This is a genomic window from Alicyclobacillus sp. CIJ1 (assembly GCF_057538885.1).
This window is the reverse complement of sequence record NZ_BAAJPH010000067.1, coordinates 145,735-169,673: the sequence shown is the minus strand read 5'-3', so window position 1 is coordinate 169,673 and position 23,939 is coordinate 145,735. Positions and strand designations below refer to the sequence as shown.

The window sequence follows — 23,939 nt, the reverse complement described above, 5'->3', positions numbered from 1 at the left end:
CCTCACTGATCGGCGTGAAGGCCGCACTCGGTCTTGTCGAAGCCGGCCCAGCGGCCGCTCCGCGGGTCTTCGCCCGGCTTCACGGGACGCGTGCAGTGCAGGCATCCGATGGACGGATAGTTGCGATCGTGCAAGGGGTTGTAGGGGACGCCGCGTTCCACGATGTAGTTCCAGACGTCCTTCTCCGTCCAGCGCACGAGCGGATTGACCTTGACGATGTTGAATTTCGCGTCCCACTCGAACACCTTGGCGTTGCGGCGCGTCGGCGCCTGTTCCCGCCGGATGCCGGTAATCCAGCCGTCGTAGCCGGCGAGAAAATCCGCGAGGGGCTCCACCTTGCGGATCTTGCAGCACAGGTTTGGGTCGCGGCTCCAGAGCGCGTCGCCGTATTGGGCCGCCTGCTCCTCGAGCGTCAGCTTCGGCAGCACCTGGTGCAGGTTCGGGATGCCGTACTTGGCGACGGCCCGTTCAATCAATTCGTACGTCTCGGGAAACAGCACGTTGGTGTCGAGATAGAATACATCGGCCTGTGGGTCGATGGACATCAGCATGTCGAGGATCACCATGTCCTCGGCGCCGAAGGAGCAGGCAAAGGTGATGTTCGGCACTCTGCGCAGCGCTTCGCGCAGGATGTCCTCCGGTCGCGCCTCTTCGTACGTCGCGGCCAACTCCTCAATCCACGCCGCCTCTTCCAGGGTCACAGCCACGGACGTTCACCCCAAATTCCAATTGGTTTATGCGATATTCTGCCGTATCTCCACGTTAATCTCGTTTGACCGTAATGTCAATCGGATTTTGGGGTGATTGGGCCGGAGCACGGTCGAGCCCCTGACGCGCCGTTTGTCCGAGGATGCAGGGAGCGAGGCAGGGTACCGTCACAACCGAGTCTCGGGCCGGTGGAGCAGAGGTGGAGCGGCGCGCAGCGCCATGCGTTTTCGGCTTGGTGAAACCAGGAGCGTGACCTATGATGGAGGGAGAAATGTGCAGAGAGCGCGCTGAATCCGCCGTGAGGGCCGTAGGCCCGTCGATGCCAAGCCCGTCGACGTCGGGCGGCGCGCCTGAAGGGAGCATACGGTGTGTCCCATTCTGCCGAACGTCCGCACCGAGGCGAAGCCGCGTCCTGGAACCGGGTCCCCGTCTGGCTGAAGCCTCGCGGCATGGCGTGCGCCGTGATCGGCGGCGGGCGCGTGGGCGCGAGGCGCGCCAGGCGGCTGGCGGAGGCTGGCGCGAAGGTCACCCTGGTGAGCCCGGCGCTTGGACCGGAGGCCGCCCTTCTCGTCGAGCGAGGCCTGGTGACGTGGATCGACCGCGCCTACCGGCCCGGCGACCTCGCCGGTTTCGCCCTCGCCGTCGCGGCGACGGACGATGCGGAGGTCAATGCGGCAGTGCGCGAGGAGGCGCGTGTGCGCGGCATCTGGTGCAACCGGGCGGACGACGCATCCGATAGCGATCTCGACTTCGCCAGCGTCGTCCAGGTCGGCGAGGTTTCGGTGTCCATCGCAACCGGCGGAGCCCACCCCGGCCTCGCGAAACGCCTTCGCGAAGCGCTGGAACATGATCTCACAACAGGCGACGACTCGTTCATTCGGCTGCTTCGGCGACAGGCCGACGGGCCCGGCGACGAGGCATGACCTCCCGAGCCATGACCACGCCCATCGCCCCGTACGCAGCGAGATTCAGGTAGACCATCCACGCGTCCTGCTGCGCGTTCACCGCGCCAAAACACACGACCCACAGGTTCCAGAACGCGCTGAACGCAAGGGCCGTGGCCACGGCGCGCCACCGCCTGTCGAGCGCGGCGAGCCATGAGACAAGGGTCACCGCGAGCACCACGTACCGCTCGTGCATCTCGGTCGCCAGCATAAAAAACGAGAAGCCGACGAACGCGGCGGCACTCGTTGCCCGGATGGGAAGGGCCCGGCGGGATCGGGCGAGATACGCGAGGGCGGCCAGACAGGCCGCGGCAAGGAGCGAGAGTCCCACCTCCTTGTAGGTGAGCCCAAGGATGGCGGGCACGCGATCCGACGCATACGGCGACGCGTCGAAGAAATCAAACCAGATGTTCATCGCGTTCATGCTGAGGTACGGGTACTCGCCGGTGGTGGCGATGTACGCAGCGCGAATCATGGGCCAAAGCCCTCCGCCCAAAAGCGGCAGAGCGACAAGCGCGAGTGGCACCAGGGCGCCACACGCGAGCTGAACGAGGCGGCGCAGGCGCGGCGGCTGCGCCCACGCGGCGGCGAGCAGCACCGGCAGCACCACGATGGTCTCGAATTTCGCCGCAAGACCCAGCCCGAACGCCACGCCCGCCACAAGCGGCCGCTTGCTCACCAGCCACACCGCCGCGACCGCGAGCGTCGCGTCGATGACGTCCACCTGCCCCCACACCGCGGTGTCGAAGATGAGGACCGGGTTCAGGCAGTACGCGGCGATGGCCCACCGGCGCTTCTCCGCTCGCATGCCCCGCGACAGCGCCCACATCGCCGGCATGAGCGCCGCGTAGATGGCGATGCCAGGCAGCTTGGCCCAGAACGTCCCCGGGCGAAGGCCCAAATGCAGCGCCGACGCAAGGCGCGCGTAGGCGTCGAGCACGTACAAGTAGAGCGGCGGATAGTCGATCCCGCCCGCCTCATACGCGCGCGACAGGCCCGCCGTGCGCACGGTCTCCGCCCAGCGGAGAAAGATGGCCTGATCCGCCACGTAGCCGCGGGTGGTGGCGGCAAGCGCCAGCTGAATCGCGAGCGACGCCGTGCAGCACGCGAGACACCACGCCCAGCCAGGGAGCTTGTGCAACATGCGTAGAGACGCCTCACTCACGCGGCGAAGCCTCCCTCCGCACGCCCACGGCGCGATCGACAATGTAGAGAGGCCGGCCGCGCACCTCGTCGAGGACGTTGCCCACGTAGAGCCCGAGAAGCCCGACCGAGACCAGCACGGCGCCCGTGCAGACCACCACGCCGGAAAGCACAAGCGCCATCACGTCCATCATCTTCCCGCTCGCGGCAAAGAGCGCCGCGAACGCCGCGAAGGCGACGAGGCCTAACAGGCCGGCGACCGCCCCCGCGTAGAGCGGCCACCCGAGCGGGCGCGTGGAAAACGACGTCACCGCGTCCAACGCCAGTCGCACCATCCTGCGAAGCGGATACTTGGATTCGCCGGCGAAGCGGGGCTGGCGGACGTACTCCACCTCGGCCTGGCGGAAGCCCATCCAGGCCACCAGCCCGCGCACGAAGCGGCGATGCTCGGGCAGCGCCCGGAGCACGTCGCACACCTTTCGGTCCATCAGCCGAAAGTCGCCCACGTCCACCGGAATCTCCACGTCCGTCAGGCGGTTCAGCACCCGGTAAAAGGCGGCCGCCGTCGCGCGCTTGAACCACGTCTCGCCAAAGCGGATGGCTCGGCGCGCCAACACAACGTCGTACCCCTCGCGCCACTTGGCGACGAGCTCGGGGATGAGGTCCGGCGGGTCCTGCAGGTCGGCGTCGATCACGACCACCGCGTCGCCCATGGCCGCGTCGATCCCGGCCGTGATCGCCAGTTGGTGGCCGAAGTTGCGCGCGAAGTGAATGACGCGCACGCGCGGATCCCCTTCTGCCAATCGGTCGAGAAGCGCCGGCGAGGCGTCGGTACTGCCATCGTCCACATAGAGGATCTCCCACGACAGCGGGAGCCCGTCGAGCACCGCCGTCAGCCGCTCGTGCGTCGTGAGGATCACGTCCTCCTCGTTGAACACCGGGACGACCACGGAGAGGAGGTTGCGGCCTTGTAGGCGCCGGCCCTCGGGCAGGTCGGCTTCGCGGAGAGGGTCTGAGAGCACCGTGTGCGCCTGCCTGAGAGGCCACTCACGCCTGGGCGTCGCCTGTGTAGACATACAGTTCAAGCCCCCCTATGCCGCCGAATCCGCCGAAGCTGGAGCGATTGGCTGACGAGCTCGACGACACACCGCCCCACGCGCTCGCCGGCACGAGTTTGCAGTGCTTCTCAATCCAGGCGACGAGCTGGCTGTTGCCTCGCCCGCCGAATCCGCCCCCGCCGAGGAGGAAGTACTTCACCTTGCCCTCCTCGCACAGCTGCTGGAGCTTTGCGACGGTCATCGCCGCGTCGGACCCCGAGAAGCCGCCCATGGCCATCACCGGCAGGCCCGTCGCGATGATGATGGGCTCGGCGGGCTGGGCGTTTAGCGTCGCCACGAGGAACGAGCCCTTGGAGGGCCGGTAGTGCGCCACCAGGTAGCGGATGAGCTTCTCATACTGTGCGACGTTGTCGTTCTCGCTCGTCCGGCCCGCAAATCCCATGCCACCGCCCGTCGATCCGGCCGGACCCGCCGCGGGCATCGAGCCGTTCACGCCGTAGAGCGCGGGCGTCAGCGACCAGTACCCCGGCACGGCGAGGAGGGACAGGAGCCCGATGACAGCGCCAGCGCGCCGCCAGCGCAAAGACAGCCGCGGAATCAACACCAGCGCCGCCGAGAGAGCCGCCAGCGCGACGGTCACCGCGATGAGCGCGCCGCGCACCGTCGGATAGCTGCGGACCATCAGGCACTCGTAGACGAGATCGAGCAAAACCGCGCCGAGCAAGTACCCCTTCCAGCGGCCACCCGCCCGGAAGTCCCGCCACATCGCCACAAGCCCCGCCCCGACCAGCGCGGCGATGGCAGGTGCCAGCGTGATGAGGTAGTACTGGTGGAAGAACCCCGCGACGCTGAAGAACGCGCCGACGGGGATGAGCCACGCGGCCCAGAAGAGGGTCGCCCGCTCGGCATCCGTCAGCTCGCGGCGCCGCTTCCAGCGCACGTTGCGAAGCAGCGGCACAAGGGCGAGGCAAGCGATGGGCAAAAGCCAGCCGATCTGCGGCCCGAGCTGCGCCTGGAAGAGGCGCAGGACGCCGCGCGTGCCGGTGTCGAACATGCCACCGCCGCCGAAACCGCCGCGGTTGAAGCCACCGCCGAAGCCGTCGCCAAAGCGATGGCCGAAGCCGCTCGTCCCGAACGCTCGGCGAAACTCGCCGCTGCCAAACGGGAACGGCGCCGCCTGACTGCCCTGGCTCCCCGGGAATCCGGCGCCCGGTCCGCCAAACGCCCGGCCTGCCCCGCCTTGCCCCTCGCCTTGACTTCCGGCCGAACCCGAACCAGGGAAGGATCCGCCAGGGAATCCCCCCGCGCCCTGGGCAAAGCGGCGTCCGAATTCGCCCGAACCGGGGAAACGGCCGAACTCCATCCTGAAATTTCGGCCGCCAACTCCCATGTTGCCGGTGAGCCTGTTCACGCCGTTGTACCCGAAGATGAGCGTGAACTCGTTGTTGTCGGTGGTGCTGCCGACGTAGGGGCGCTCGTCCGCAGGCGTCAGTTGCACGGCGGTCGCCCAACTGAACGAAATCGCGCCGAGGAGCACGGTCATGACGCCGAGGTAGGCGAGTTTCCTGCGCCAGGGAAGCTTGCACGCGACGAAGTAGCCCGCGTAGATGGCGGGCAGGATGAGGTAGGCCTCCATCATCTTCGTGTTAAACGCGAGCCCCTCCATGACGGCGACGCCTATCAGCGGGCGCAGGCGGTTCGTCTCGATGGCGCGGAACAGGAACCAGGTGGCGAGGAGCATGAGAAACACGAGCATCCCGTCCACCTGGTTGGTGCGGCTCACCGCGACGGCAATCGGCGTGAGCGCCATGGCGGCCGACGCGATGAGGCCCGCGACCTTGCCGAAGTGCCGCTTGACCAGCGTGAACATCAACAGGACGGAGCCCACGTCGGCCAGCGCCTGGGGCAGGATGAGCGCCCAGCCGTGAAAGCCGAACACGTACGCGAAAGCCGCCTGAATCCAGAAGTCCAGAGGAGGCTTGTCGATGGTGATGAAGCCGCCGGGATCGAACGAGGCGAAGAAGAAGTTGTGCCAGCTCTCCAGCATGCTGCGCACAGCCGCAGCGTAGTACTCGTTCGCGTAGCCCTCTTTGTTGAGCGCGTACAGATTGAGGAACAGGGCGACGGCCGCGATGAGCGCGAGCACGCTCCTGTCCCAGGTCCATCGGCGCTTGGTCTCCAATGCCACTCCACTCCCCATCTGTGCTCGTGTCGTTGCGGGGACATGATGCGCGAACAACCTGAATCGCGTTTGAGCGCAAGCTGAAAGGATCCTGAGCGCGAGGCTGAAGGCGGCGCTAAACAGCGTGTCAGCCTCGGTTCAGGCACGTTTCAGGTGCGGAGCGCAAGATGGAGGTGGTGGCAGGGGCTCGGATGAGCGCCGCCCGGCCATGAGCCGGGCGTCCGCTTGATGGGGCGCACGTCCGCTATGCCTCGGGCCTGGGTCGGAGCGTTCTGCGGACGACGGCCACCTTACGGCGCGAACCTTCGGCCACCGCGGGCGGCGCCGCCTCCGTGGGCGCTTGTGCAGACGCGCCCGCCCGTTTCACGTTGCGCAAGAAGAGGGATAGCACGAGCGCGACGAGCGCAATCCCAGCTGCAACCAGAAAGCTGTCGTCGATGCCCTCCACGGTGGAGAGAAGTTGCGCCTGGCCATAGAGCAGGTATGTCACGAGGGCGTTCGCCTGTTGTGCAGTCATCGGCGCCATCGCGGCGAGCGCGTGCGCGAACTGAGACAGCGTGATGTTCAGAAACGGGTTGTTCATCTGCACCGAATCGACGAGCTGCTGGTAGTGCATGTTGGACCGATCCGTCATGATGGTGATGAGAAGCGACGTGCCGAGCGACGCCGCAATGGTGCGCACCGTGTTGGCCGCCGCCGTGCCGTGGCTGTTATACTGCCGCGGCAGGTGGTTCAGGCCCGCCGTCATGATGGTCATCATGATGAAGCTGAGTCCAAACATGCGAACCGTGTAGATCCACATGATGTCGCCAAGCGGCGTCTGCAGGTCGACGCGCCCCAACTCCCACGTCGTGATGACCGTGATGACAAGCCCCACGATGGCGAGCGGCCGAATCCCGATTTTATCGAGCAACGCGCCGGAGATGGGCGACATGATGCCCATCAGGATGGCTCCAGGCAGCAGGATCAAACCGGAATCCAGCGCCGAATAGCCGCGGACGTCCTGCACGTAGATGGGCGTGAGGAGCGATCCGCCAAACATCGCCATGTTCGCCACACAGCTCACGACCGCGGCGATGGTGAATCCGCCGTATCGAAACACCCGCAGGTTCAAGAGCGGATGAGCCGACGTCAGTTCTCGCACGACAAACAGAATCAGAAACACCACGCCGAGCACAATGCTCACCAGGACCTCCGTAGCGCCCCATCCTTTGTTGCCCGCCTCGCTGAAGCCATACAGAAGCGAACCCAGCCCAATGGTGGACGCCACGAAGCTCCAAAACTCGAACTTTGGAAACGTGCGCTCCGTGACGTTTTTGAGGAAGATGGAGGCCACGACGAGATCGATCACGGCCACGGGCAGCACGATGTAAAACAGCACCCGCCACGAGTAGTTCTGCACAATCCAGCCAGACAGCGTCGGGCCGACCGCGGGGGCAAAGAACATTGCGATGCCGATGGTGCCCATGGCGCGGCCGCGCGTCTCGGGGGGATACAGGTTGAGGATCACGGTCATCATGAGCGGCATCATGATTCCCGCGCCGGCCGCCTGGACAATCCGCCCGATGAGCATCACCGGGAAATCGGGTGCCAGCGCGCACAGGAGCGTTCCCACGCCAAACAGGAACATGGCCCCGAGAAACAACTGGCGCGTGGTGAACGTGCCAATGAGATACGCCGTCAGCGGGATGACGATGCCGTTCGTCAACAGGTAGGCCGTCGACAGCCACTGAACCGTGCTCGCGGATACGTTGAAATCGACCATGAGCTTCGGCACAGCCACATTCAGCAGCGTCTGATTCAGAATGGCCGCAAACGCCCCCAGGATGAGCGAGAAGAGGATGGGCCCCTTGTGTACCACCGGCTCATCCGTGGGCCCGCCGGGGCCTGGTGCAGGCGGGCGGCCGACGATGGTCTCTCCACCGTTCATGCGCCCGCCCCCTCACTTGTGAATCCGAACCGTCGCGCTCATCCCAGGCACGAGTTGCCCTGTGTAGGTCTGAAGCCGGATGCGCACTGGGATGACCTGCGTCACCTTGGTGAAGTTCGCGTTGTTGTTGGTCTGCGGGAGCAGCGAGAACGTCGCCGCCGTGGCGAGGCCAATCTGCTGCACGACGCCCTGGAACGACGTCCCCGGGAACGCGTCCACATAGACGTCCACGTTCTGGCCAACGTGCACGTCGTTGATGTCCGTCTCCTTGACGTTCGCCGTCACCCAGAGATCGTTCAGGTTGTACGCATACGCGAGGGGCGTGCCCGCCACGACGAACTGATGGTTCACGGCCTGATTCTGCACAATCGTAGAGGTCTCCGGCGCGATCACGCTGACCGTCGCGCCCTTCGCACCAGGCACGCTGATGGTGCCAATCACGTCGCCTGCCGAAAACTGCGCGCCTTCAGTCCCGTTCCACGACGTGAGCTCGCCGGAGGCCGGCGCCGTGATGACAATCTGCCGCCCAGTGACCTGCGCGTCGTCCGTCTTCAGATACAGCGTCGACTGATGGTAAAAATAGTACCCCACAAATCCGGCCGCGAGGATGACCACGAGGATGATCACCTGGATGAGCAGAAGCCGCCTTGCATTCATCAGGACACCTCCGCCAAAACTTCGTCAAGTGAAGTGTCCCACGGACGCAAGGCTTCATGCTCACCGTCACTTTCCATCTATATCCACACCTTTACGGGCTTTGCTCTGGAATTTGATATGCGGGAGACGACTTCCAGTTCGCCGGGATGGAGGTGTCGGTCCACCCGCTCTTCGGCATGAACGGCGCGTGATGCTCGTTGAAGTACGCGTCCAGCATCTGCCGCGCGATCACAGCCGAAAACTGCGCGCCATAGCCACCTCCGGGTGCCATCACGGCCACCGCGACCTGCGGATGGTCAGCCGGCGCATAACAAATGAAGACCGAGTTATCGGTTGGCTTGCCGCCGAGCATGATCTGCGCCGTCCCCGTCTTGCCCGCGACCTGATACGGCGCCCCCGCAAACGCGGCGTACGCCGTGCCATTGGGACTCGACGTCACGCCGATCATGCCGTGCTGAACCAGGTTCCACTGCCAATCCGGCGCGTCCACCCGACCGGCCACCTTCGGTTTCACCGTGGAGACGGGTTTCGCCCCATTCGTCGGCGTCCCGTTCGGCCCGTAGACCGCCTGCAACACGTGCGGCGTCACCCGGACCCCTCGATTCGCGAGGGTGAGCGCGTATTCCGCGAGCTGAAGCGGCGTGAACATCTGCGACTGGCCGATCGCGGCATCCGCCAAACTCGCCGGCGATCCATAGTTCACGTACTCCCCTGTCTTCGCGATGGACCGCTCGCTGGCCTTCAGGTCATACGGAACCTGCCGATTGCCCTGGCGCGAGTCGAGGATATAAAACGCGCCGTCGTTCTCGTACGGCAAGTCGATCCCCGTCTTGTAGCCGAGGCCGAAGTCGGCTTCGCCCTGAAACAGCGCGTTTATCCCCTTTGCGAGGTCGGTGTTCAGGTAATGCTGATACGATCCGTCCTGCGCTGGCCAAGACCCGCCCTGCGTCGCGCTCGATCCGAACCATTTGCCGAGCCACAACCCGACCTCGTAGAAGAACACGTCGCTTGACACGGTGATGGCTTCGACGGGATCCACGGCGCCGAACGCGAACCCTTCGTCCTCGTTCTTGCGCGACTTGCCGATGTAGATGTACCCGTCATCCTGGATGGTGGTCTGCGGATTCACCAGCCCCGCCTTCATCGCGGTGATGAGGTTGGCCGGCTTGACCGTCGATCCCGGGTAATTCACCATAGCAATGGCGTTGTTCACCTGGGCGCCCGAGTTCGACACGTAGTGCGCGTGTTGCTCCAGCGCGCCCAGGGTGAACCAGTTCGGATCCAGGTACGGATAGCTCACCATGGCAATGACGCCGCCCGTCTTGACGTTGAGCATCACGGCGGCGGCGTTCTCGACCGCGTTTTTGTCGCTCGCCTTCTGGATCATGTTCTGCATGATCATCTGCGCGCACGCCTGCTCGTGCCCGTCGAGGGTGAGCTGCAGGTTGTCGCCGTTCTGCGGCGGGATCTCGCCCGCCTCCGCGATGGCATTGCCGGCGCTGTTGATGGTCACGAGCTCATACCCGGGTTTGCCCTGCAAAAGCGGCTCGTATTGCTCTTCGACCCCCGTCTCTCCGACTTTCTGGCTGTACAGATACCCTTGGTATCGGCTCACGTTCTCCGCCGTGATGGCGCCGACGTAGCCCAGCACCTGGCCGGCGAGATCGCCGTACGGATACTCGCGGATGTAGTCCTGAATCACCTGCACGCCGGGAAGCTCGGACTGGTGCTCCACCACATACGCGACCTGGGCGAGCGAGACGTTTTTGGCGAGCGTCACCTGAATCGTGCCGGAGTCGGATTTCATGAGGCGATAGAGCGCCTGCGGCGTCTGATGAAGAACGGGCGCCAACGCGCTCGCAAGATGGCGATAGGTCGCGTCCGACGTGGTGGAATACCGGTTCATCACGATGGACAACGACGGTTTGTCCCACGCGAGTACCTGGCCGTTGGCATCGTAGATCCAGCCGCGCTGCGGCAGGACGGGGATCCGCGCCTTGGGAATGCTGAGTTCGGCCTGCCGATACGCTTTTCCATTCGAGATCTGCACGTACGCGGCGCGCAACAGAAGGCTCGTGAAGGACAAAAAGATCATGGCGTAGATCACGTGCGTGCGAAACTGGCGCTTGCGCCAGCGGCGCTCCTCTTCGGTGAGTTCTTCGCGTTTCCAAAATCGCATACGATAACCTCGTCCTTTGCGATATCGAGCGGTCGCGCCGTGCGGGCGCGGCGAGATCGGCGTACAATGAGGTGGGCAGGCAGGATTTGTTGGACTGTGCCCCACGCCTAGATTACCATAAAGTTGTGGACCCCCGCGGCGCGAAAAGGGGGAATGATCCGATGTTCTCCAGCTTCGTGTGGTCCTGGCTTTCGCACGCGCTCCCGCGGGCGGCTTGGCTGCCCGTCCTGTGCGCGGTGGTGTGGACAGCCATCTTTCTCCGCACCATCCCGGACCTCATGCGAACGCCGCGCCTTCGGCCACGGGAGGCGGCGAGAGCGAGCCCAGAGTCGTATGGCCGCGTCAGCGTCGTCGTGGCAGCGCGCGACGAACGAGAGCATATCGAGACCACGCTCGAGTCGCTGCTGCGCCAGACGTATCCCGATCTCGAAATCGTCGCGGTTGACGATCGGTCGACGGACGGGACGGGCGACGTGATTGACCGGATGGCGGCCAGCGATTCGCGCATTGTGCCGGTGCACATCCGGGAGCTGCCGCGCGGATGGCTGGGCAAGAACCACGCCCTGTATGCAGGCGCTATGCGCGCGACGGGCGATTGGCTGCTGTTTGCGGACGCGGACGTGCGGTTTTACCCGGACGCGGTGGAACGGGCCATGGCCTACGTGCACGCGCATCGGCTGCATCACCTGACCGTGGCGCCGAGGCTCATCGCATCCGGCTACGCGCTGAAGCTGTTGACGGCCATGTACATCTTCAACTATGTGCTGTTCAAGCGGCCCCAGAGCGCGTACCGCAGGCGCGCCCGCGCGCACGCCGGCATTGGCGCGTTCAACCTCGTCAGCCGGGAGGCGTACGAGCGCATTGGCACGCACCGGGCCATCAGCTTGCGTCCCGACGACGACCTCCACCTCGGCAAGCTCATCAAGCGGCATGGATTTCGGCAGCGATTCGTCGTGGCGCAGGACATGATTGAGATCGAGTGGTACCCGAGCTTCCGCGCGATGGTTGTTGGCATGGAGAAGGCGCCGTTGCCGGCGTTTCACTACTCCGCGGTGCTTTTGACGGCGGCCATGATGCTGATGATGGCGCTGTACACGACGCCCTTCGCAGGGGCCATCTTCGGGCCGGGCTGGTATCGGTTGGTGTATCTGTATTGTCTCGTCCTCATGGGCATCTTATATGAACTTCATGCCGTGTTTTTGAGGCTGCCCAAGCACCAGTTCCTCATCCTGCCGCTCGGCATGTTGCTGTACAGCTACGCCTTTATTCGTTCGGCCGTGCTGGCCGTTCGCCGAGGAGGGCTCGTGTGGAGGGACACGTTTTACACGCTGCGGGAACTCCGCCGAGGGCTGTGACCTGGCCCTCCTATCCCCGTGGCGCTCGACGATCCCGGCAGAACCGCGACAACGCCTGCACGCAGCCACAAGAAAGGCGTCCGCTCCCCCACGCGGGATGGCGGACGCCTTTCGCTTGTGGAATAGCCATGTTCCGGCCAGGCGGACGTTTGAAGTTCAACCGCTCGTCGTGATGAACCGGCGCGCGCCCAGGTACTTGGGTCCCCAGTACGAGTTGAACACGCTGTCGATGGAGACGCCCATGTCCTGCGCGTCGATCATCAGGCCGTTGCCGATATAGATGCCGACGTGGGTCGCGCCGGGAGCGTACGTGCTGAAGAAGACGAGATCCCCCGGCTGAAGGTCGTTTTGGCTGACCGGAACGCCGACGGCAAACTGCTCTTCGGACGTCCGCGGGATTTGAATCCCGAAGTGCGAAAACACGTACTGCGTGAAGCCCGAGCAATCGAAGCCGCTCGGCGATTCGCCGCCCCACACGTAGGGCGTTCCCAAGAATTGCTCCGCGTAGCCGATGATGCTGTTGGGATCAGCCGGAACGAGCGCGGCCTGCTGTTGAGCCACGTACTGCGCGTTCGATTCCTTCTGCTCGGCTGCCGCCGTCGCCGCTTCGATGGCCTGGATGTCCGACTGCGTGAGTTGAATCTGACTCTCGAGCATGCCCTGCTGCTGCTTGCCCTGCTCGATGTCCTGCAAAACAGCGTTCAATTTGACCTGCTGCGCCTGCTTGAGGGATTCGTCCATGGCTTCGAGCTGGCTCAGCTGTTGGCCCACTTGCTCCGCCTGCTGCTCGGCTGCCTGAACCTCATGCTGCTTCTCCACGATGGAGGCCTGCAGCGCCTTGACGGACTGCACGACTTGGTCCTGCGTCTTCGAGACAATGGCGAGATCATACAGCCGCGAGAGGAAATCCGTGAAGCTGGTGGCGTTGAACAGCACCTCGAGATACGACACATTGCCGTCCTCGTACTCGCCGCGCACAATCTGCGCGAGCTCCTCCTCGGCCTGGTTGAGCTGCGCCTCGTTCTGCTTCAACTGGATGCCGAGATCGTGCTCCTGCTGGCGCAGGGCCGCCATGCGGGCCTGATTCGCCTGGATCTGCGCCTGGACGTTCTCGATGGAGACCTGGTACGCGCGAATGGCGTTTTTCAGCGTCTCCTCTTTCACGGCATCCTCGGAAAGCCGATTTTCCACGGCGCGCTTCTGACTCTGCAGCTGCGCCAACTGCTGCTGCGCCTGCGAAAGCGTTTCCGCGCTGGCGGGTCTGGGACACAAGGCGAACGACAGGGCAACGACGACCGATGCTCCAGTCAACCACTTGGATTGGATCCGCATAATCGCTCCCCACAACCCCAAGTTTCGCGCGTTTGCGACAGGCTGGGCCCCGCAACGCGCTTTCTCGCTACGAAGCACGGATATTCGACAGGAAGTGAAGAATTCCTGCTTGATGGATTCGTTTTTTGCGAGAAAGCGCTGCATGGCGCCACGTGTCAAATCGCATCCCAGTTCCTTGCGAAGCGAGCACAGCGTCGGCTCGGCTCCTTTTGAACTTTTTTTGATAAAACGTCCTCAGAGCGCCGGATTTCAACCGGAATTCAAGCTTGGCCCCGTATGCTCGAGCCAAACCTGCGACACGCGCTTGGCGGAGGGGATGGGCAATGGATTCGCGATGGACAGAGGTGCTGAACCAACCCGAGCGGCCCGAAAAGCCGAGAGAAATCGGCCTGACCGTCGTGATCGACAACGGGGTCCCTGTTGGGTGGTTTCGAGACGCCATGGAGTCGAACGGGGCGTGGATCGACTGCGTGAAATTCGGCTGGGGAACGGCCATGGTCACCCCGAGGCTAGAGGAGAAAATTGAAGTCCTCAATCGGCTCGGCATTCGTTACTTCTTCGGCGGCACGCTGTTTGAAAAGTTTCTCATCCAGGGGCGGCTGGACGACTACGAGGCGATGTGCCTGCATTACGGCTGCCGGGATGTCGAGATCTCGAACGGAACCGTGCCGCTCGCCAATGCGGAGAAGGCCCGGTTCATCGAGCGGTTTGCTCGCCGCTTCCGGGTGTTGAGCGAGGTGGGCTACAAGGACGTGAAGCAGTCGCTGCTCCTACCGCCGCACCGCTGGATTCAGTTCATCCGGGAGGACTTTTCCGCAGGCGCCTCGTATGTGATCACGGAGGCGCGCGAATCGGGCACGAGCGGCATCTGCCGCGAAAACGGGGAACTGCGCTTCGGGCTCATCGAGGAGATCCTCGAGGCTTCCCTCGACACGAATCGCCTCATCTTCGAAGCGCCCAACAAGACCCTGCAAAAGTACTTCATCGACAAGCTCGGGCCAAACGTGAACCTCGGCAACGTGGCCATCGGCGACGCCATCCCCCTGGAGACCTTGCGCAGAGGCCTGAGGTCCGACACGCTGCTCCAGTTTGAGACGGGCGATCTTTCGCTGGCGGACGCCGAGCCCGCGCTGTGGCATTCGTAAGGAGGCTGACATCTATGCGAAATCCGAACGACGTCTTTCACCTGGCCATTCCTGCGCGCGATCTCGACGAGGCGTACGACTTCTACGTCACGAAGCTCGGCTGCAAGCTGGCGCGCCGGTATCCAGACCGGATCACGCTCGATTTCTTTGGCGATCAGCTCGTGTGCCACTTGTCGGATCGCTGGGACCGCGAAGTGAGCATGTATCCCCGCCACTTTGGCATCACGTTCCGGGACAAAAAGCACTTCGACAATTTGTACAAGCTCGCCAAACAGCGCGGCATCCCGTTCTACCACGACCTGTCCCGCCGCTTTGAGGGCCTCATCGAGGAACACGAGACCTTTTTCCTGATCGATCCGTCCAATAACCTGCTGGAGTTCAAGTACTACTTCGACGACCGCATGATGTATTGATTACGGCGCGCGCTGAGGCTTCGGCTGGCGCGCGCTCGGCTTGGGCCCCAACAGGGCCACTGCGATGGCGCCGAGCGCCGGAATCCCGAGCCACAGGGCCATGACGACGAGCGGCCAGACGTCGTCGACGGCCACCACCTCCGTCGACGTGTGAAACAGCCATAGGCTCACGACGAGGGCGAGCGAGCCGAGCGAAGGCGCCACCTGCGCCGCCTGCAGCTGCGGGATGACTTGCCGCATGCAGGCGATGGTGAAATACAGGTTCAGCGCAATCTTGATCACGATGGTCGGCAGCCAAATGCCGACAATGAGGATGTCGAACCGATCCAGAAAATCGGTCACGCGCACCTCGCGCACCGCTTCGTACGCGGGATACATGAGATGACCCGCGAGCGGGCTGCCGAGATTCAACTGGCAGATGACCAGGACAAACTCGAGAAACAGGGACGAAACGGCCAACGAGATCCAGGCCTGGCGAAACGAGAACCGCTCGTGCGAAAAGAGCATGGGCAGGATCGTGATGCTGCCGATGGCATTGAGCGCATACCACACCCCAACGGCCGGGCGTTCCATGCCGTACTCGAAGAACGGCTGCAGATACTGCCAACTGAGATCCGGAATGAGCAGCGCGCCGCAGAACACGGAAAAGAGAAGAAACACGGGCAGATACAGTTCCGTCATCCGCGCGATGACCTCAATCCCGCCCCGCACCATGAACACGCACGTGGCCATGATGAGCGCCCCGACCACGACCGCCGGCGTCACCGGCAAAAAGACCACGCTGACGAAGTCGACCCCGAGCCGCACGTCTTTCGCCATAATCACGAGCGAAAACAGGACGTAGACCAACAGCACCGCCTTGCCCAGCCAACCGAACTTCTCGACGAACAACGTCAACAGGTCTTTTCCCGGGTTTCGCGCCAGCGCGCGATCCGTCAGCCACAGCACCACGAGCACCGCGAGGCTGCACAGCGGCACCCCCACCCAGGCGTCCTGCTTGGCGGATCGCAGGATCTGCCCGGGCCAGGTCACGAGCGTCGCGGAGAAGACGTAACAAAAGCCCATCAGCACCACTTGCCGGGACGACACCTGATTCATCCGCGATTCACCTCACGTGAAAGGGCTTAGGCAGCCACGCGAAGGACGTGTGCCAGTTCGGAAATACGTTTGAAACCACCCAGGCTCCCGCGGTCATCGTCATCATGGCCGCCATGGCGACCTTCGTCGGCCGGTTGGCCTGGCGCCACTCCTTCCACTGCAACGCGCACAACGCGGCGATAAACGCCGCCGCCTCAATGAAGTTGACGATCACGCCTTCAAATCCTCCTCTGGAATCGCCACCGGAGACGTCGCGTTGCCGCTGTTGCGAAGATCGAGCTCGACGTGCACGTCAACCGGGATGTGGGCGTAGAGCGATTCGCGCCAGTCTTGCTTCTTTGCGTGCCAGAGCGCGGGATAGAGCCGATACACGCGGTTGCACAGCCCCACCGGATCCGCGCGCATGGCCTGTAGCGCCTTCATCCCCGACGCAATCTCGTCCGCAATCTCGAGGGACGCCTCATGTTCGAGGCGCGGCAAGTTCTGGGTGACCTCGTACATATACGGGGACGTGTTTTCGGCGAGCGTCCCCATCGCCTTCACCGTGATGCGGCAGGAGACGCTCTCGCCATCCCGGTGCATGGCGACGCGCGTCCGGTACCTCGTGACGATGACCGAAATGTGGCCCGTGCCGTGCGGGGCCGGCACCGTCACGGTCGGCCGCTTGATCTCGCCGAGGGCCCACAGCACGCCGTCGGCCTCGCGGCCCTTGAGCACCCCGACCATCCGCGGGCCGCGAAAGATGGCGAGCCCGGTGACCTTCACATACGTCTGGCGGCGTGCCTCGTCGCCGGGCGTGGTCTCAATCACGGAGACAAGCGGCATATACGGGTCCTGGCCTTCGGCCAACAGGGCCTCGGTGACTCGCTTGACCGTTCGCGGATGCCGCTCGGACTGGCTCGCGAGCTCGCGCAGAAACTCGGCCGGCGTCTTTTCCATGCTCGACTCGGTGTTCAGTACGTCCGCGCCAGGCCCCTCGCTCACCACCAGGTACGTCGTCATCCGGTTCTGGGGCACGCGCGCCATGACGTCGATGGCCTGCGCAATGTTGTCTCGCGCGAGCGCCTCGCCAAATACAAACACGCGCATGTGCGCAAAGTAGAGCTGGCGAGACATCGCCTTTTGCTGATCCGCGTTCGCCTCCCGAAACGTGTCGCCCACCGTCGAGTCGATGAAATACGCCTTCGTTCCGCTCGATCCGCCGCCCCCACCGAGGTTGCCCACGGACGAGATCTTGCCCGGGAGCGGCACCTCCACCGTCACACGGTACTTGCCGTCCTCCGTGCGATCCGCCGCGCAGGCCGTGACAAACGCCATGTCGTTGATCTCTCGGCGGTCCCAGCAGCCCGAGACGAAAGGCACGAGCGCGAGGGCCAGCATGCTCACGGCCCACTTTCGCGTCTTCACGCGCATGGTCTCACCCCATCATTGCGGATTGCCTTCCGGGCGAGGCATCATCTGCTTGTTCATGCGCTTGCGGTTCTGGTGGGCGTACGAAGAAGGTCGATACACCATCTCCCACCAGGGCGGCCGGACGAACAAATCCTTGACCTCCTGGCGCTTGTAGGGGGCGAAACCAGAGAGATACGGGACGCCAAACGAGCGCAGCTTGCACAGGTGCACGGTGACCCACATGACGCCGATGACCAGGCCGAACATGCCGAGCACGGCGCCGAGGAGCATCATGGGAAAGCGCAGCAGGCGAATGGCAATGGCGGCGTTGTACCTCGGCACCGTGAACGAAGCGATGCCGGTCAAGGCCACGATGATGACCATTGGCGCCGAGACGATGCCGGCTTCCACTGCCGCCTCCCCGATGACGAGTGCGCCCAGGATGCTCACGGCGTGCCCCACAGCACGCGGGAGGCGGATGCCCGCCTCGCGGAGCGCCTCGAACGTGAGTTCCATGATCAGCGCCTCGATGATGGCCGGAAACGGAATGCTCTCCCGGGCCGCCGCGATGCTGATGACGAGATTGGTGGGCAGCATGTCCTGGTGATACGTGGTCACCGCGATGTACATGGCCGGGAGAAACAGGGCGATGAACAGGGAGACATAGCGCAGCACGCGCACCAGATACACCAGAAAGAAGCGCTCATAGTAGTCCTCGCTCGCCTGCAGGAACTGCCACCACGTGACCGGAGCCACCAGCGCAAACGGCGTCCCGTTCGTGAGGATGGCAAACCGGCCCTCAAGAAGTTGCGCCGCGACCGTGTCCGGCCGCTCCGAGTACTGAAACTGGGGAAACGGCGACAGCGGCTGATCCTCGATGAGCTCTTCCAAATATCCGCTCTCGAGAACGCCATCAATCTCGATTCCCTCAATCCGGCGCTTGGCCTCCGCGATGACCTGCTCGTCAGCCAAGCCCTCGATATACACCAGTCGGACCTCCGTCTTGGTGTAGGTGCCCACGTAGTAGGGGATGGACTTCAGCTTCGGCGTGCGCAGTTTCTGACGCAACAGCGACATATTCACGGTGATGTCCTCGGTGAACCCCTCGCGCGGCCCGCGGACCACCGACTCGGTTTCCGGCTCCGAGATGGCGCGCCGCGGAGGCGAAGTGGTGGTAAGCGACACGGCGGCGTCGAACCCGTCAATGAACAGCACGGCCCGCCCCAGGACAATGGCGTCCACCACGTCGTCGATGGTCCTCACCACGTCCGCCTGGGCCACCGGCAGTAACCGCCCGGCCAACTGCTTCGGATCGTAGTCGCCGACGGTGTGAGGGTGAAACGCTGTCAAAAGCGGCTCCAGCGCCTCATCGCTCAGCTCGTCGAGCGCCACCATGCCTGTGAAATAGACGAGCGCGGCGTGGCGCGAGGCCTCAAGCTCGAGATGGCGGAACTGGACATCCGAGCAGCCGTGGAATAGCTCGTGCAGCACCGCGAGGTTGTCTTCGAGACCGCGGTGAAGCCGCTGTTGGGACGCGTGACCGCCTGGCTCCGACTGCGCCGGCGGAGCGCCCGCGGATGTCTCCCCTGCGCCACGGCCCTGACCCCGGCGATCCGCCGACGCCCTGGTCCGGCGCTTCGCCCGTAGAGACGCTTCCGGCGCTCCGGCGCCGCGCGCACCGCTCTCCTGTTCGCCGCCCGATTGCGCCTCTCTACCCTGTTCGGCGCCCGGCTGGACGTGATTTTCCTGTTCGGCGCCCAGCTGGGCTGCGCTCCCTTGCGGCCGGCGCCTCGGGCGAATGCGCACACCACTTTTCACCTTCATCACCTCCCGAAATATTTTATGGAATAATACACCATATCATGCCACAAAAAAAGAGTGGTCGGAGCTGCCCGACCACGTCCTCGTCTTAGTACCCAAACGGGTTTGTCGAATTGAACGGATTTGGGAAGATGCTTCCTCCCCCCGAGCCGAACGGGTTCTGCGACGACTGGTTCGACGAATTGCCGCTCTCCGTGGTGTTCGGCGACTGTTCCTCGCCAATCTTGATCTGAAGGGTCAACTTCCTATTGCCGCGGTACACCACGATGGGCACGGTCTGACCGGGCTTCAGCGTGAACAGTTCCGTCCGAAGATCCGCGATGGACTGCACCGTCTTGCCGTTGAGGGCGATGATCACGTCTCCCTGCTGCAGACCTGCGCGCTTGGCGTTGGCCGAATCCACCGACTCAATGTACACGCCGTAGTCCACAGGGATGTTGTCCGGCAGGTATCCGCTCGGGATGCTGGACAGGTCGATGCCTTCGATGCCGAGCGCCGGGTGGACCGCGTGACCCGTCTTGATGATCTGGAACGCGATGTTCAGCACTTCGTTCGACGGAATCGCAAAGCCCATGCCTTCGAAGTTGGGCGCCACGATCTTGCTACAGTTGATGCCGACGACCTGCCCCGCCGCGTTCAACAGGGGCCCGCCGCTGTTGCCGGGGTTGATGGCCGCGTCCGTCTGGATGACGGGCTGATAGTCGAGCACCGCGTCCGACGTCGGGTCCTCGACCGGCATCATCCGCTGATCGCCGCTGATGATCCCGGCCGTCACCGTGTCAGCAAAGTCCAGTCCCATCGGCGTGCCGATGGCAATCGCGGGCTCGCCCACCTGGATGTCGTCCGAATTCGCAAATTGGGCCGGTTGAATGCCCGGGAACGTGGAGGCAGGCACGCGCAGGACCGCGAGGTCCGTGTACGGATCCGTCCCCACCACCGTCGCGTTGACCCGCTTGTTCGTCATGAGGACAATTTGCACCTTCGATCCGCCCTGCACCACGTGGTTGTTGGTGACGATGTACGCATTGTCCCCGTTCCTGTAAAAGTAAACGCCCGAGCCGATGTCCGACTCCTGGGTCTGCGACTGCTGCGTGAAGAAGTTGCTGGTGGTGGTGTAGTTCACCACCGCCACGACGTCAGGCTCGACCTTCTTCACGACCTGTGTGATGTCGTCGTTGATGTTCACATTCACCGACATGGGCTTGGTAGTCGAAGCCGGCGACGTGGCGTTGCTGGTGGTATTGAGCGACAGGCTCCCGTTGCGCGTCGCAGCAATCACGCCGAGCGTCGTGCCCGCGCCGACGAGCGCCGACACCACCACGGTCACAATCCAACGCAACGTCCCACCAGGTTCGTAGAAGAAACCGCTGTCCGAGCGCGGACGATAGAAGCGCATGTACGATCACCCTTTATCCAGGTCTTGACCTTTTCTGCGCTTAGTATGCTTCTCCAACCTTGAAACCGCATCGAAAGCCCGAACAGCGCAGGTTCCCGCGTTCCGACCGCCGCGTTGTGCCCTTCGTGCTCACGCCAATCCGTCCTCGCGGGCAGCCGCGGCCGCCATTTCGCCGCTCCGAACGGCCCCCTCCAGGCAGGCCGGCCAGCCCGTGTCGACCCAGTCGCCGGCGAGGTACAAGCCCCTGAGGCGGGAGCGCACACCCGGGCGCCTGAGCCCCAACCCCGGCTCCGCGAGAAACGTCGCCTTCGGCTGCCAGACCACCTTGCGCCAGCGTGCACCCACTTCCCTCGCGGCGGGAAACATCTCGGCCACCGCCGCCTCCACTTCGCGGGCGATCTCGTCCGCGGCCCAGGAGCGGTACGCGTCCGCGGCCGAGATGGAGATGGACAAAAGGCGCCCGTCGAGTTCGGCGTTGCCCAAGAGCCGGCCGCGGTTGAAGACGAACATGCCGCCCATCGCGTACGAGGCCGCGACGTCCGCCTCCATCACCGCGTGCGGATACTCGAGGTACACGTTCAAAATCGGGCTGTAGCGCGCACGCGCGAGCCACGCCGCCCGGTCGATGACGCCGTCGGGAAGGACCGATCGCGCCTGATCGTGCGGGACGGCGAGGATGACGCAACGCGCTGAAAGCGACGATCCGTCCGCCAGCCGCACGCTCGTCACGCCGGTTTCGTCCGCGACGACCCGGACCGCGCGGCCGCGCCGCAGCTCGACTCCGCGCGCTTGGAGGGACGCCACGGCTTCCGCGGCGAGATCGCCAAGCGGCCGCGTGAAAAGGCCGAGCCGGCTTGGTTCGGGGCCACGCAAAAAGCCTATCTGGAACGATTCGACGGCGAGCCCGGCGGAGATGTCGCCGGCGTGGCCGTTCAAAATGGCAGTGCCGACGAGATCCCAGACGAGGCGGATGACCTCGTCCGTCTGGCCGTGGCGCTCGAGAAAGGCGCGGAACGAGTGCGCGTCGAGATGATCGGGGCGGGCGGCGAGCATGGCGAACGCGGCCTGAGCGATGCGCAGGCGCCCGTCGAGCGAGACGTGCGCGTACCGGAGGAGCGAGGGCACGAGGTGAAGCGGTCCGGGCAGCCTGCGGCTTTCGATGGAACAAAAGCGCCCGTTGGCATACACCGGGATGGACAGAAGCGGCTGAAAGCGGACGCCCGGATGGCGGGTCAATTCGTGCAAGAGGCGCGTAAAGGCCGTGCAGCACCCGAGGAGCACGTGCTGGCCATTGTCCAACACGTGACCCGACTCCCGGTCGACAAAGGAAAAGGCGCGGCCGCCCACGTGCGGCGCGCGCTCCAAGAGCAGGACGCGTTCCCCAGGCACACCGGCGCCAAGCAAGTGGTGGACCGCGCTCACGCCCGCAAACCCCGCACCTACGACGATGATCCGATCGCGCGCTTGTTCCATAGGACCCCCCACACCAGCCTCAATTTCTGCGATCCACTGAGCGAGATGCGCTCATCGAAGACCCGAAAGCCGCGCGCCTCAATCTTGTCCAAGAGGCGCCGATACATGACGTACAGCATGCTCAGGCAGCGGAGGCTGTCGGGTTCCACGAGCGAAAACAACTCCGCGGCACGCGCGTAGTACGCCTTCGCGCGCTCGGCCTGTGCCCGCATGACGGCGAAAAAGGCGGGCGTCATGCGCCGCTCGGAGAGATCGGCCAGGGAATAGCCGAAGCGCTCCATTTCCTCTTCCGGCAGATACACGCGGTCGCGCGCGAGGTCTTCGGCGAGATCGCGCAGGATGTTGGTGATTTGCAGCGCACGGCCCATGTCCCGGGCGAGGTCGAGCGCGCGCGGGTCGCGAAAGCCGAAGATGTGCACGCACATGAGTCCGACGGTGCCGGCCACGTCGTCGCAGTAGGCGTCGAGATCGGCCTGGGACTTGAGACGCACAGGCGCCATGTCGACCCGCATGCCGCGGATGAGATGGGCGAACGGCTCCTGCGGGATGCTGTAGCGCCGCACGGCGTCTCCCAGCGCCACGACGACGGGATGGGACGACGCGAGGTAGTCGTCGGCGTAGGCGGCCTGGTAGATGCGCTCGGCGGTGGCGAGGTGGGAGGCGGCATCGGCGCCGGTGTGATCGTCTACGGCGTCGTCGCAGAGACGGCTCCACGCGTAGATGGCGTACATGGCGCGGCGCTTGGCGGGCGGCAGCATGCGCATCCCGTAATAAAATGAGCTGCCGGCTTCGCGCGTGCGCCGCGCGCAGTATTCGTAGGCCGAAGCCAGATTCATGCCGACCCTCCTTCGCCGTTTGCGCCGCCAGCGAGCACCGAGAGCGCGATGCGGAGCTTCTGCCTGCCTGAGACCACGGGCCTGCCGGCAAACGGGTTGTAGCCCTGGCGGCGAATGGCCGCGAGGATGGCCTCGCCGCCGAGGCGGTACAGCTTCAGCTGCCGAGCCAGGCGCGGCGGCACGAGGGATTCGAGCCTGCGGCCCTCGTCGAACAGCGCCTGGGCGCGATCCACCTCGAGCGCGATGCAGCGGCGCACGCCCTCCGTCGCCCGCCGGGCGCGAATGTCGTCCAGCGTCGCGCCGAACCGCTCGAGGTCCGCGCGCGGGACGTAGATGCGGCCGAGGGCGAGATCCCGGTCGATGTCCTGCATGTGGTTGGCCACCTGCAGCGCCGTGCACGTGGCGTCGGACAGGCGCGCGCGCTCGTCGTCCAGGCAGCCGAAGATGCCGAGCACGAGCCGGCCGACGGGATCGGCCGAATAGCGGCAGTAGTCGCGAAGGTCCTCCCAGGTGTCGTACGTGTGCTTGCGCTGATCGCGCCGGTTGGCCTCGATGAGCCGAAGAAACGGCTCCATGGGCAGGTTGCAGGTGGCGATGGTGAACTGAAGCGCGCGGAACGCGGGCATGGTGGCCTCGCCCGCAAACGCGCGCCGCAGTTCCTCCTCGTAGGCGTCGAGGGCCGCCATACGGTCTCCCGCATATTCGTCGCCGAGATCGTCCACGCCGCGACAAAAGGCATAAACCGAATAAAAGTGCGGACGAAGATGGCGCGGCACGAACAGCGACACCACCGAGAAGTTTTCGTAGTGGCTCCGCGTGAGCCGTCGGCAGACCTCGAAATCGCCTCGGAGTTCGACTGGCACAGATTCCATCGCAA

20 protein-coding genes are annotated in these 23,939 nt (G+C 64.4%); 4 read left to right on the top strand and 16 right to left on the bottom strand.

From position 1 onward, the window contains the following. Window positions 1–2: 2 nt before the first annotated feature. Window positions 3–707 carry a phosphoadenylyl-sulfate reductase gene (locus tag AC27E8_RS04210; RefSeq protein WP_487098461.1) on the bottom strand — a complete coding sequence of 235 codons (705 nt, stop codon included), beginning with the start codon at window positions 705–707 and terminating at the stop codon, window positions 3–5. Between the two features lie 369 nt (window positions 708–1,076). Here AC27E8_RS04210 and AC27E8_RS04205 point away from each other — a divergent pair, with 369 nt between their 5' ends. Next, the gene (locus AC27E8_RS04205) at window positions 1,077–1,631 is read left to right on the top strand and encodes a precorrin-2 dehydrogenase/sirohydrochlorin ferrochelatase family protein (protein ID WP_487098462.1); all 555 of its coding nucleotides are present in this window, start codon (window positions 1,077–1,079) and stop codon (window positions 1,629–1,631) included. Here the strand turns inward: AC27E8_RS04205 and AC27E8_RS04200 are convergent. From AC27E8_RS04200 to AC27E8_RS04175, 6 genes are all read right to left on the bottom strand, one after another. After that, window positions 1,582–2,817, bottom strand: coding sequence for a glycosyltransferase 87 family protein (locus AC27E8_RS04200; RefSeq protein ID WP_487098463.1), 1,236 nt, complete (start codon window positions 2,815–2,817; stop codon window positions 1,582–1,584). The two genes, AC27E8_RS04205 and AC27E8_RS04200, sit on opposite strands and share 50 nt — an antisense overlap. Then, window positions 2,810–3,871 carry a glycosyltransferase family 2 protein gene (locus tag AC27E8_RS04195; protein ID WP_487098464.1) on the bottom strand — a complete coding sequence of 354 codons (1,062 nt, stop codon included), beginning with the start codon at window positions 3,869–3,871 and terminating at the stop codon, window positions 2,810–2,812. The genes AC27E8_RS04200 and AC27E8_RS04195 overlap by 8 nt, the downstream gene beginning before the upstream one ends. Continuing rightward, on the bottom strand, window positions 3,843–6,041 hold the full coding sequence (locus AC27E8_RS04190; RefSeq protein WP_487098465.1) for an ArnT family glycosyltransferase: 2,199 nt from the start codon (window positions 6,039–6,041) through the stop codon (window positions 3,843–3,845). The genes AC27E8_RS04195 and AC27E8_RS04190 overlap by 29 nt, the downstream gene beginning before the upstream one ends. A 238-nt stretch (window positions 6,042–6,279) precedes the next feature. Beyond that, window positions 6,280–7,965, bottom strand: coding sequence for a DHA2 family efflux MFS transporter permease subunit (locus tag AC27E8_RS04185; protein WP_487098466.1), 1,686 nt, complete (start codon window positions 7,963–7,965; stop codon window positions 6,280–6,282). Window positions 7,966–7,977: 12 nt separating this feature from the next. Continuing rightward, the gene (locus tag AC27E8_RS04180) at window positions 7,978–8,622 is read right to left on the bottom strand and encodes an HlyD family secretion protein (RefSeq protein ID WP_487098467.1); all 645 of its coding nucleotides are present in this window, start codon (window positions 8,620–8,622) and stop codon (window positions 7,978–7,980) included. A gap of 91 nt (window positions 8,623–8,713) precedes the next feature. After that, the gene (locus AC27E8_RS04175) at window positions 8,714–10,801 is read right to left on the bottom strand and encodes a peptidoglycan D,D-transpeptidase FtsI family protein (RefSeq protein WP_487098468.1); all 2,088 of its coding nucleotides are present in this window, start codon (window positions 10,799–10,801) and stop codon (window positions 8,714–8,716) included. Between the two features lie 161 nt (window positions 10,802–10,962). Here AC27E8_RS04175 and AC27E8_RS04170 point away from each other — a divergent pair, with 161 nt between their 5' ends. Further along, complete coding sequence (locus AC27E8_RS04170) at window positions 10,963–12,156, top strand: glycosyltransferase family 2 protein (RefSeq protein WP_487098469.1); 1,194 nt, start codon at window positions 10,963–10,965, stop codon at window positions 12,154–12,156. A 156-nt stretch (window positions 12,157–12,312) separates the two neighbouring features. Here AC27E8_RS04170 and AC27E8_RS04165 read toward each other — a convergent pair whose 3' ends face one another. Next, the gene (locus AC27E8_RS04165; protein WP_487098470.1) at window positions 12,313–13,488 is read right to left on the bottom strand and encodes a C40 family peptidase; all 1,176 of its coding nucleotides are present in this window, start codon (window positions 13,486–13,488) and stop codon (window positions 12,313–12,315) included. A 323-nt stretch (window positions 13,489–13,811) separates the two neighbouring features. On the opposite strand from AC27E8_RS04165, the gene AC27E8_RS04160 reads away from it, so the two are divergent. Together AC27E8_RS04160 and AC27E8_RS04155 are read left to right on the top strand one after the other, a co-directional pair. Next, window positions 13,812–14,633: a phosphosulfolactate synthase gene (locus AC27E8_RS04160; RefSeq protein ID WP_487098471.1), complete on the top strand. Its 822-nt coding sequence runs from the start codon at window positions 13,812–13,814 to the stop codon at window positions 14,631–14,633. 14 nt (window positions 14,634–14,647) lie between these two features. Then, complete coding sequence (locus AC27E8_RS04155) at window positions 14,648–15,046, top strand: VOC family protein (protein WP_008337281.1); 399 nt, start codon at window positions 14,648–14,650, stop codon at window positions 15,044–15,046. Here the strand turns inward: AC27E8_RS04155 and AC27E8_RS04150 are convergent, their stop codons facing one another. The 8 genes from AC27E8_RS04150 to hpnC form a co-directional block, all read right to left on the bottom strand. After that, complete coding sequence (locus AC27E8_RS04150; protein ID WP_487098472.1) at window positions 15,047–16,144, bottom strand: GerAB/ArcD/ProY family transporter; 1,098 nt, start codon at window positions 16,142–16,144, stop codon at window positions 15,047–15,049. Window positions 16,145–16,151: 7 nt separating this feature from the next. Further along, complete coding sequence (locus AC27E8_RS04145; RefSeq protein WP_014465448.1) at window positions 16,152–16,358, bottom strand: hypothetical protein; 207 nt, start codon at window positions 16,356–16,358, stop codon at window positions 16,152–16,154. Then, a complete protein-coding gene (locus AC27E8_RS04140) occupies window positions 16,355–17,557 on the bottom strand; it encodes a Ger(x)C family spore germination protein (protein WP_487098473.1) in 1,203 nt (400 codons plus the stop codon). Before AC27E8_RS04140 ends, AC27E8_RS04145 begins: the two co-directional genes overlap by 4 nt. Window positions 17,558–17,569: 12 nt before the next feature. Next, the gene (locus AC27E8_RS04135; protein WP_487098474.1) at window positions 17,570–19,360 is read right to left on the bottom strand and encodes a spore germination protein; all 1,791 of its coding nucleotides are present in this window, start codon (window positions 19,358–19,360) and stop codon (window positions 17,570–17,572) included. 85 nt (window positions 19,361–19,445) lie between these two features. Then, window positions 19,446–20,753 (bottom strand): S1C family serine protease, encoded by a 1,308-nt coding sequence (locus AC27E8_RS04130; protein WP_487098475.1) that lies wholly within the window; start codon window positions 20,751–20,753, stop codon window positions 19,446–19,448. A gap of 129 nt (window positions 20,754–20,882) precedes the next feature. Continuing rightward, the gene (gene hpnE / locus AC27E8_RS04125) at window positions 20,883–22,226 is read right to left on the bottom strand and encodes a hydroxysqualene dehydroxylase HpnE (RefSeq protein ID WP_487098476.1); all 1,344 of its coding nucleotides are present in this window, start codon (window positions 22,224–22,226) and stop codon (window positions 20,883–20,885) included. Then, window positions 22,193–23,062: a phytoene/squalene synthase family protein gene (locus tag AC27E8_RS04120; protein WP_014465453.1), complete on the bottom strand. Its 870-nt coding sequence runs from the start codon at window positions 23,060–23,062 to the stop codon at window positions 22,193–22,195. The genes hpnE and AC27E8_RS04120 overlap by 34 nt, the downstream gene beginning before the upstream one ends. Next, on the bottom strand, window positions 23,059–23,934 hold the full coding sequence (gene hpnC, locus AC27E8_RS04115; protein ID WP_487098477.1) for a squalene synthase HpnC: 876 nt from the start codon (window positions 23,932–23,934) through the stop codon (window positions 23,059–23,061). Before hpnC ends, AC27E8_RS04120 begins: the two co-directional genes overlap by 4 nt. Window positions 23,935–23,939 lie beyond the last annotated feature (5 nt).

Excerpts from the sequence above, each read along its gene's own strand:
- AC27E8_RS04175 (WP_487098468.1), bottom strand. The coding sequence starts at position 10,801 with ATGCGATTTTGGAAACGCGAAGAACTCACCGAAGAGGAGCGCCGCTGG.
- hpnC (WP_487098477.1), bottom strand. The coding sequence starts at position 23,934 with ATGGAATCTGTGCCAGTCGAACTCCGAGGCGATTTCGAGGTCTGCCGA.
- AC27E8_RS04120 (WP_014465453.1), bottom strand. The coding sequence starts at position 23,062 with ATGAATCTGGCTTCGGCCTACGAATACTGCGCGCGGCGCACGCGCGAA.
- AC27E8_RS04150 (WP_487098472.1), bottom strand. The coding sequence starts at position 16,144 with ATGAATCAGGTGTCGTCCCGGCAAGTGGTGCTGATGGGCTTTTGTTAC.
- AC27E8_RS04130 (WP_487098475.1), bottom strand. The coding sequence starts at position 20,753 with ATGCGCTTCTATCGTCCGCGCTCGGACAGCGGTTTCTTCTACGAACCT.
- AC27E8_RS04195 (WP_487098464.1), bottom strand. The coding sequence starts at position 3,871 with ATGTCTACACAGGCGACGCCCAGGCGTGAGTGGCCTCTCAGGCAGGCG.
- AC27E8_RS04135 (WP_487098474.1), bottom strand. The coding sequence starts at position 19,360 with ATGAAGGTGAAAAGTGGTGTGCGCATTCGCCCGAGGCGCCGGCCGCAA.
- hpnE (WP_487098476.1), bottom strand. The coding sequence starts at position 22,226 with ATGGAACAAGCGCGCGATCGGATCATCGTCGTAGGTGCGGGGTTTGCG.
- AC27E8_RS04165 (WP_487098470.1), bottom strand. The coding sequence starts at position 13,488 with ATGCGGATCCAATCCAAGTGGTTGACTGGAGCATCGGTCGTCGTTGCC.
- AC27E8_RS04170 (WP_487098469.1), top strand. The coding sequence starts at position 10,963 with ATGTTCTCCAGCTTCGTGTGGTCCTGGCTTTCGCACGCGCTCCCGCGG.
- AC27E8_RS04185 (WP_487098466.1), bottom strand. The coding sequence starts at position 7,965 with ATGAACGGTGGAGAGACCATCGTCGGCCGCCCGCCTGCACCAGGCCCC.
- AC27E8_RS04180 (WP_487098467.1), bottom strand. The coding sequence starts at position 8,622 with ATGAATGCAAGGCGGCTTCTGCTCATCCAGGTGATCATCCTCGTGGTC.
- AC27E8_RS04160 (WP_487098471.1), top strand. The coding sequence starts at position 13,812 with ATGGATTCGCGATGGACAGAGGTGCTGAACCAACCCGAGCGGCCCGAA.
- AC27E8_RS04140 (WP_487098473.1), bottom strand. The coding sequence starts at position 17,557 with ATGCGCGTGAAGACGCGAAAGTGGGCCGTGAGCATGCTGGCCCTCGCG.
- AC27E8_RS04155 (WP_008337281.1), top strand. The coding sequence starts at position 14,648 with ATGCGAAATCCGAACGACGTCTTTCACCTGGCCATTCCTGCGCGCGAT.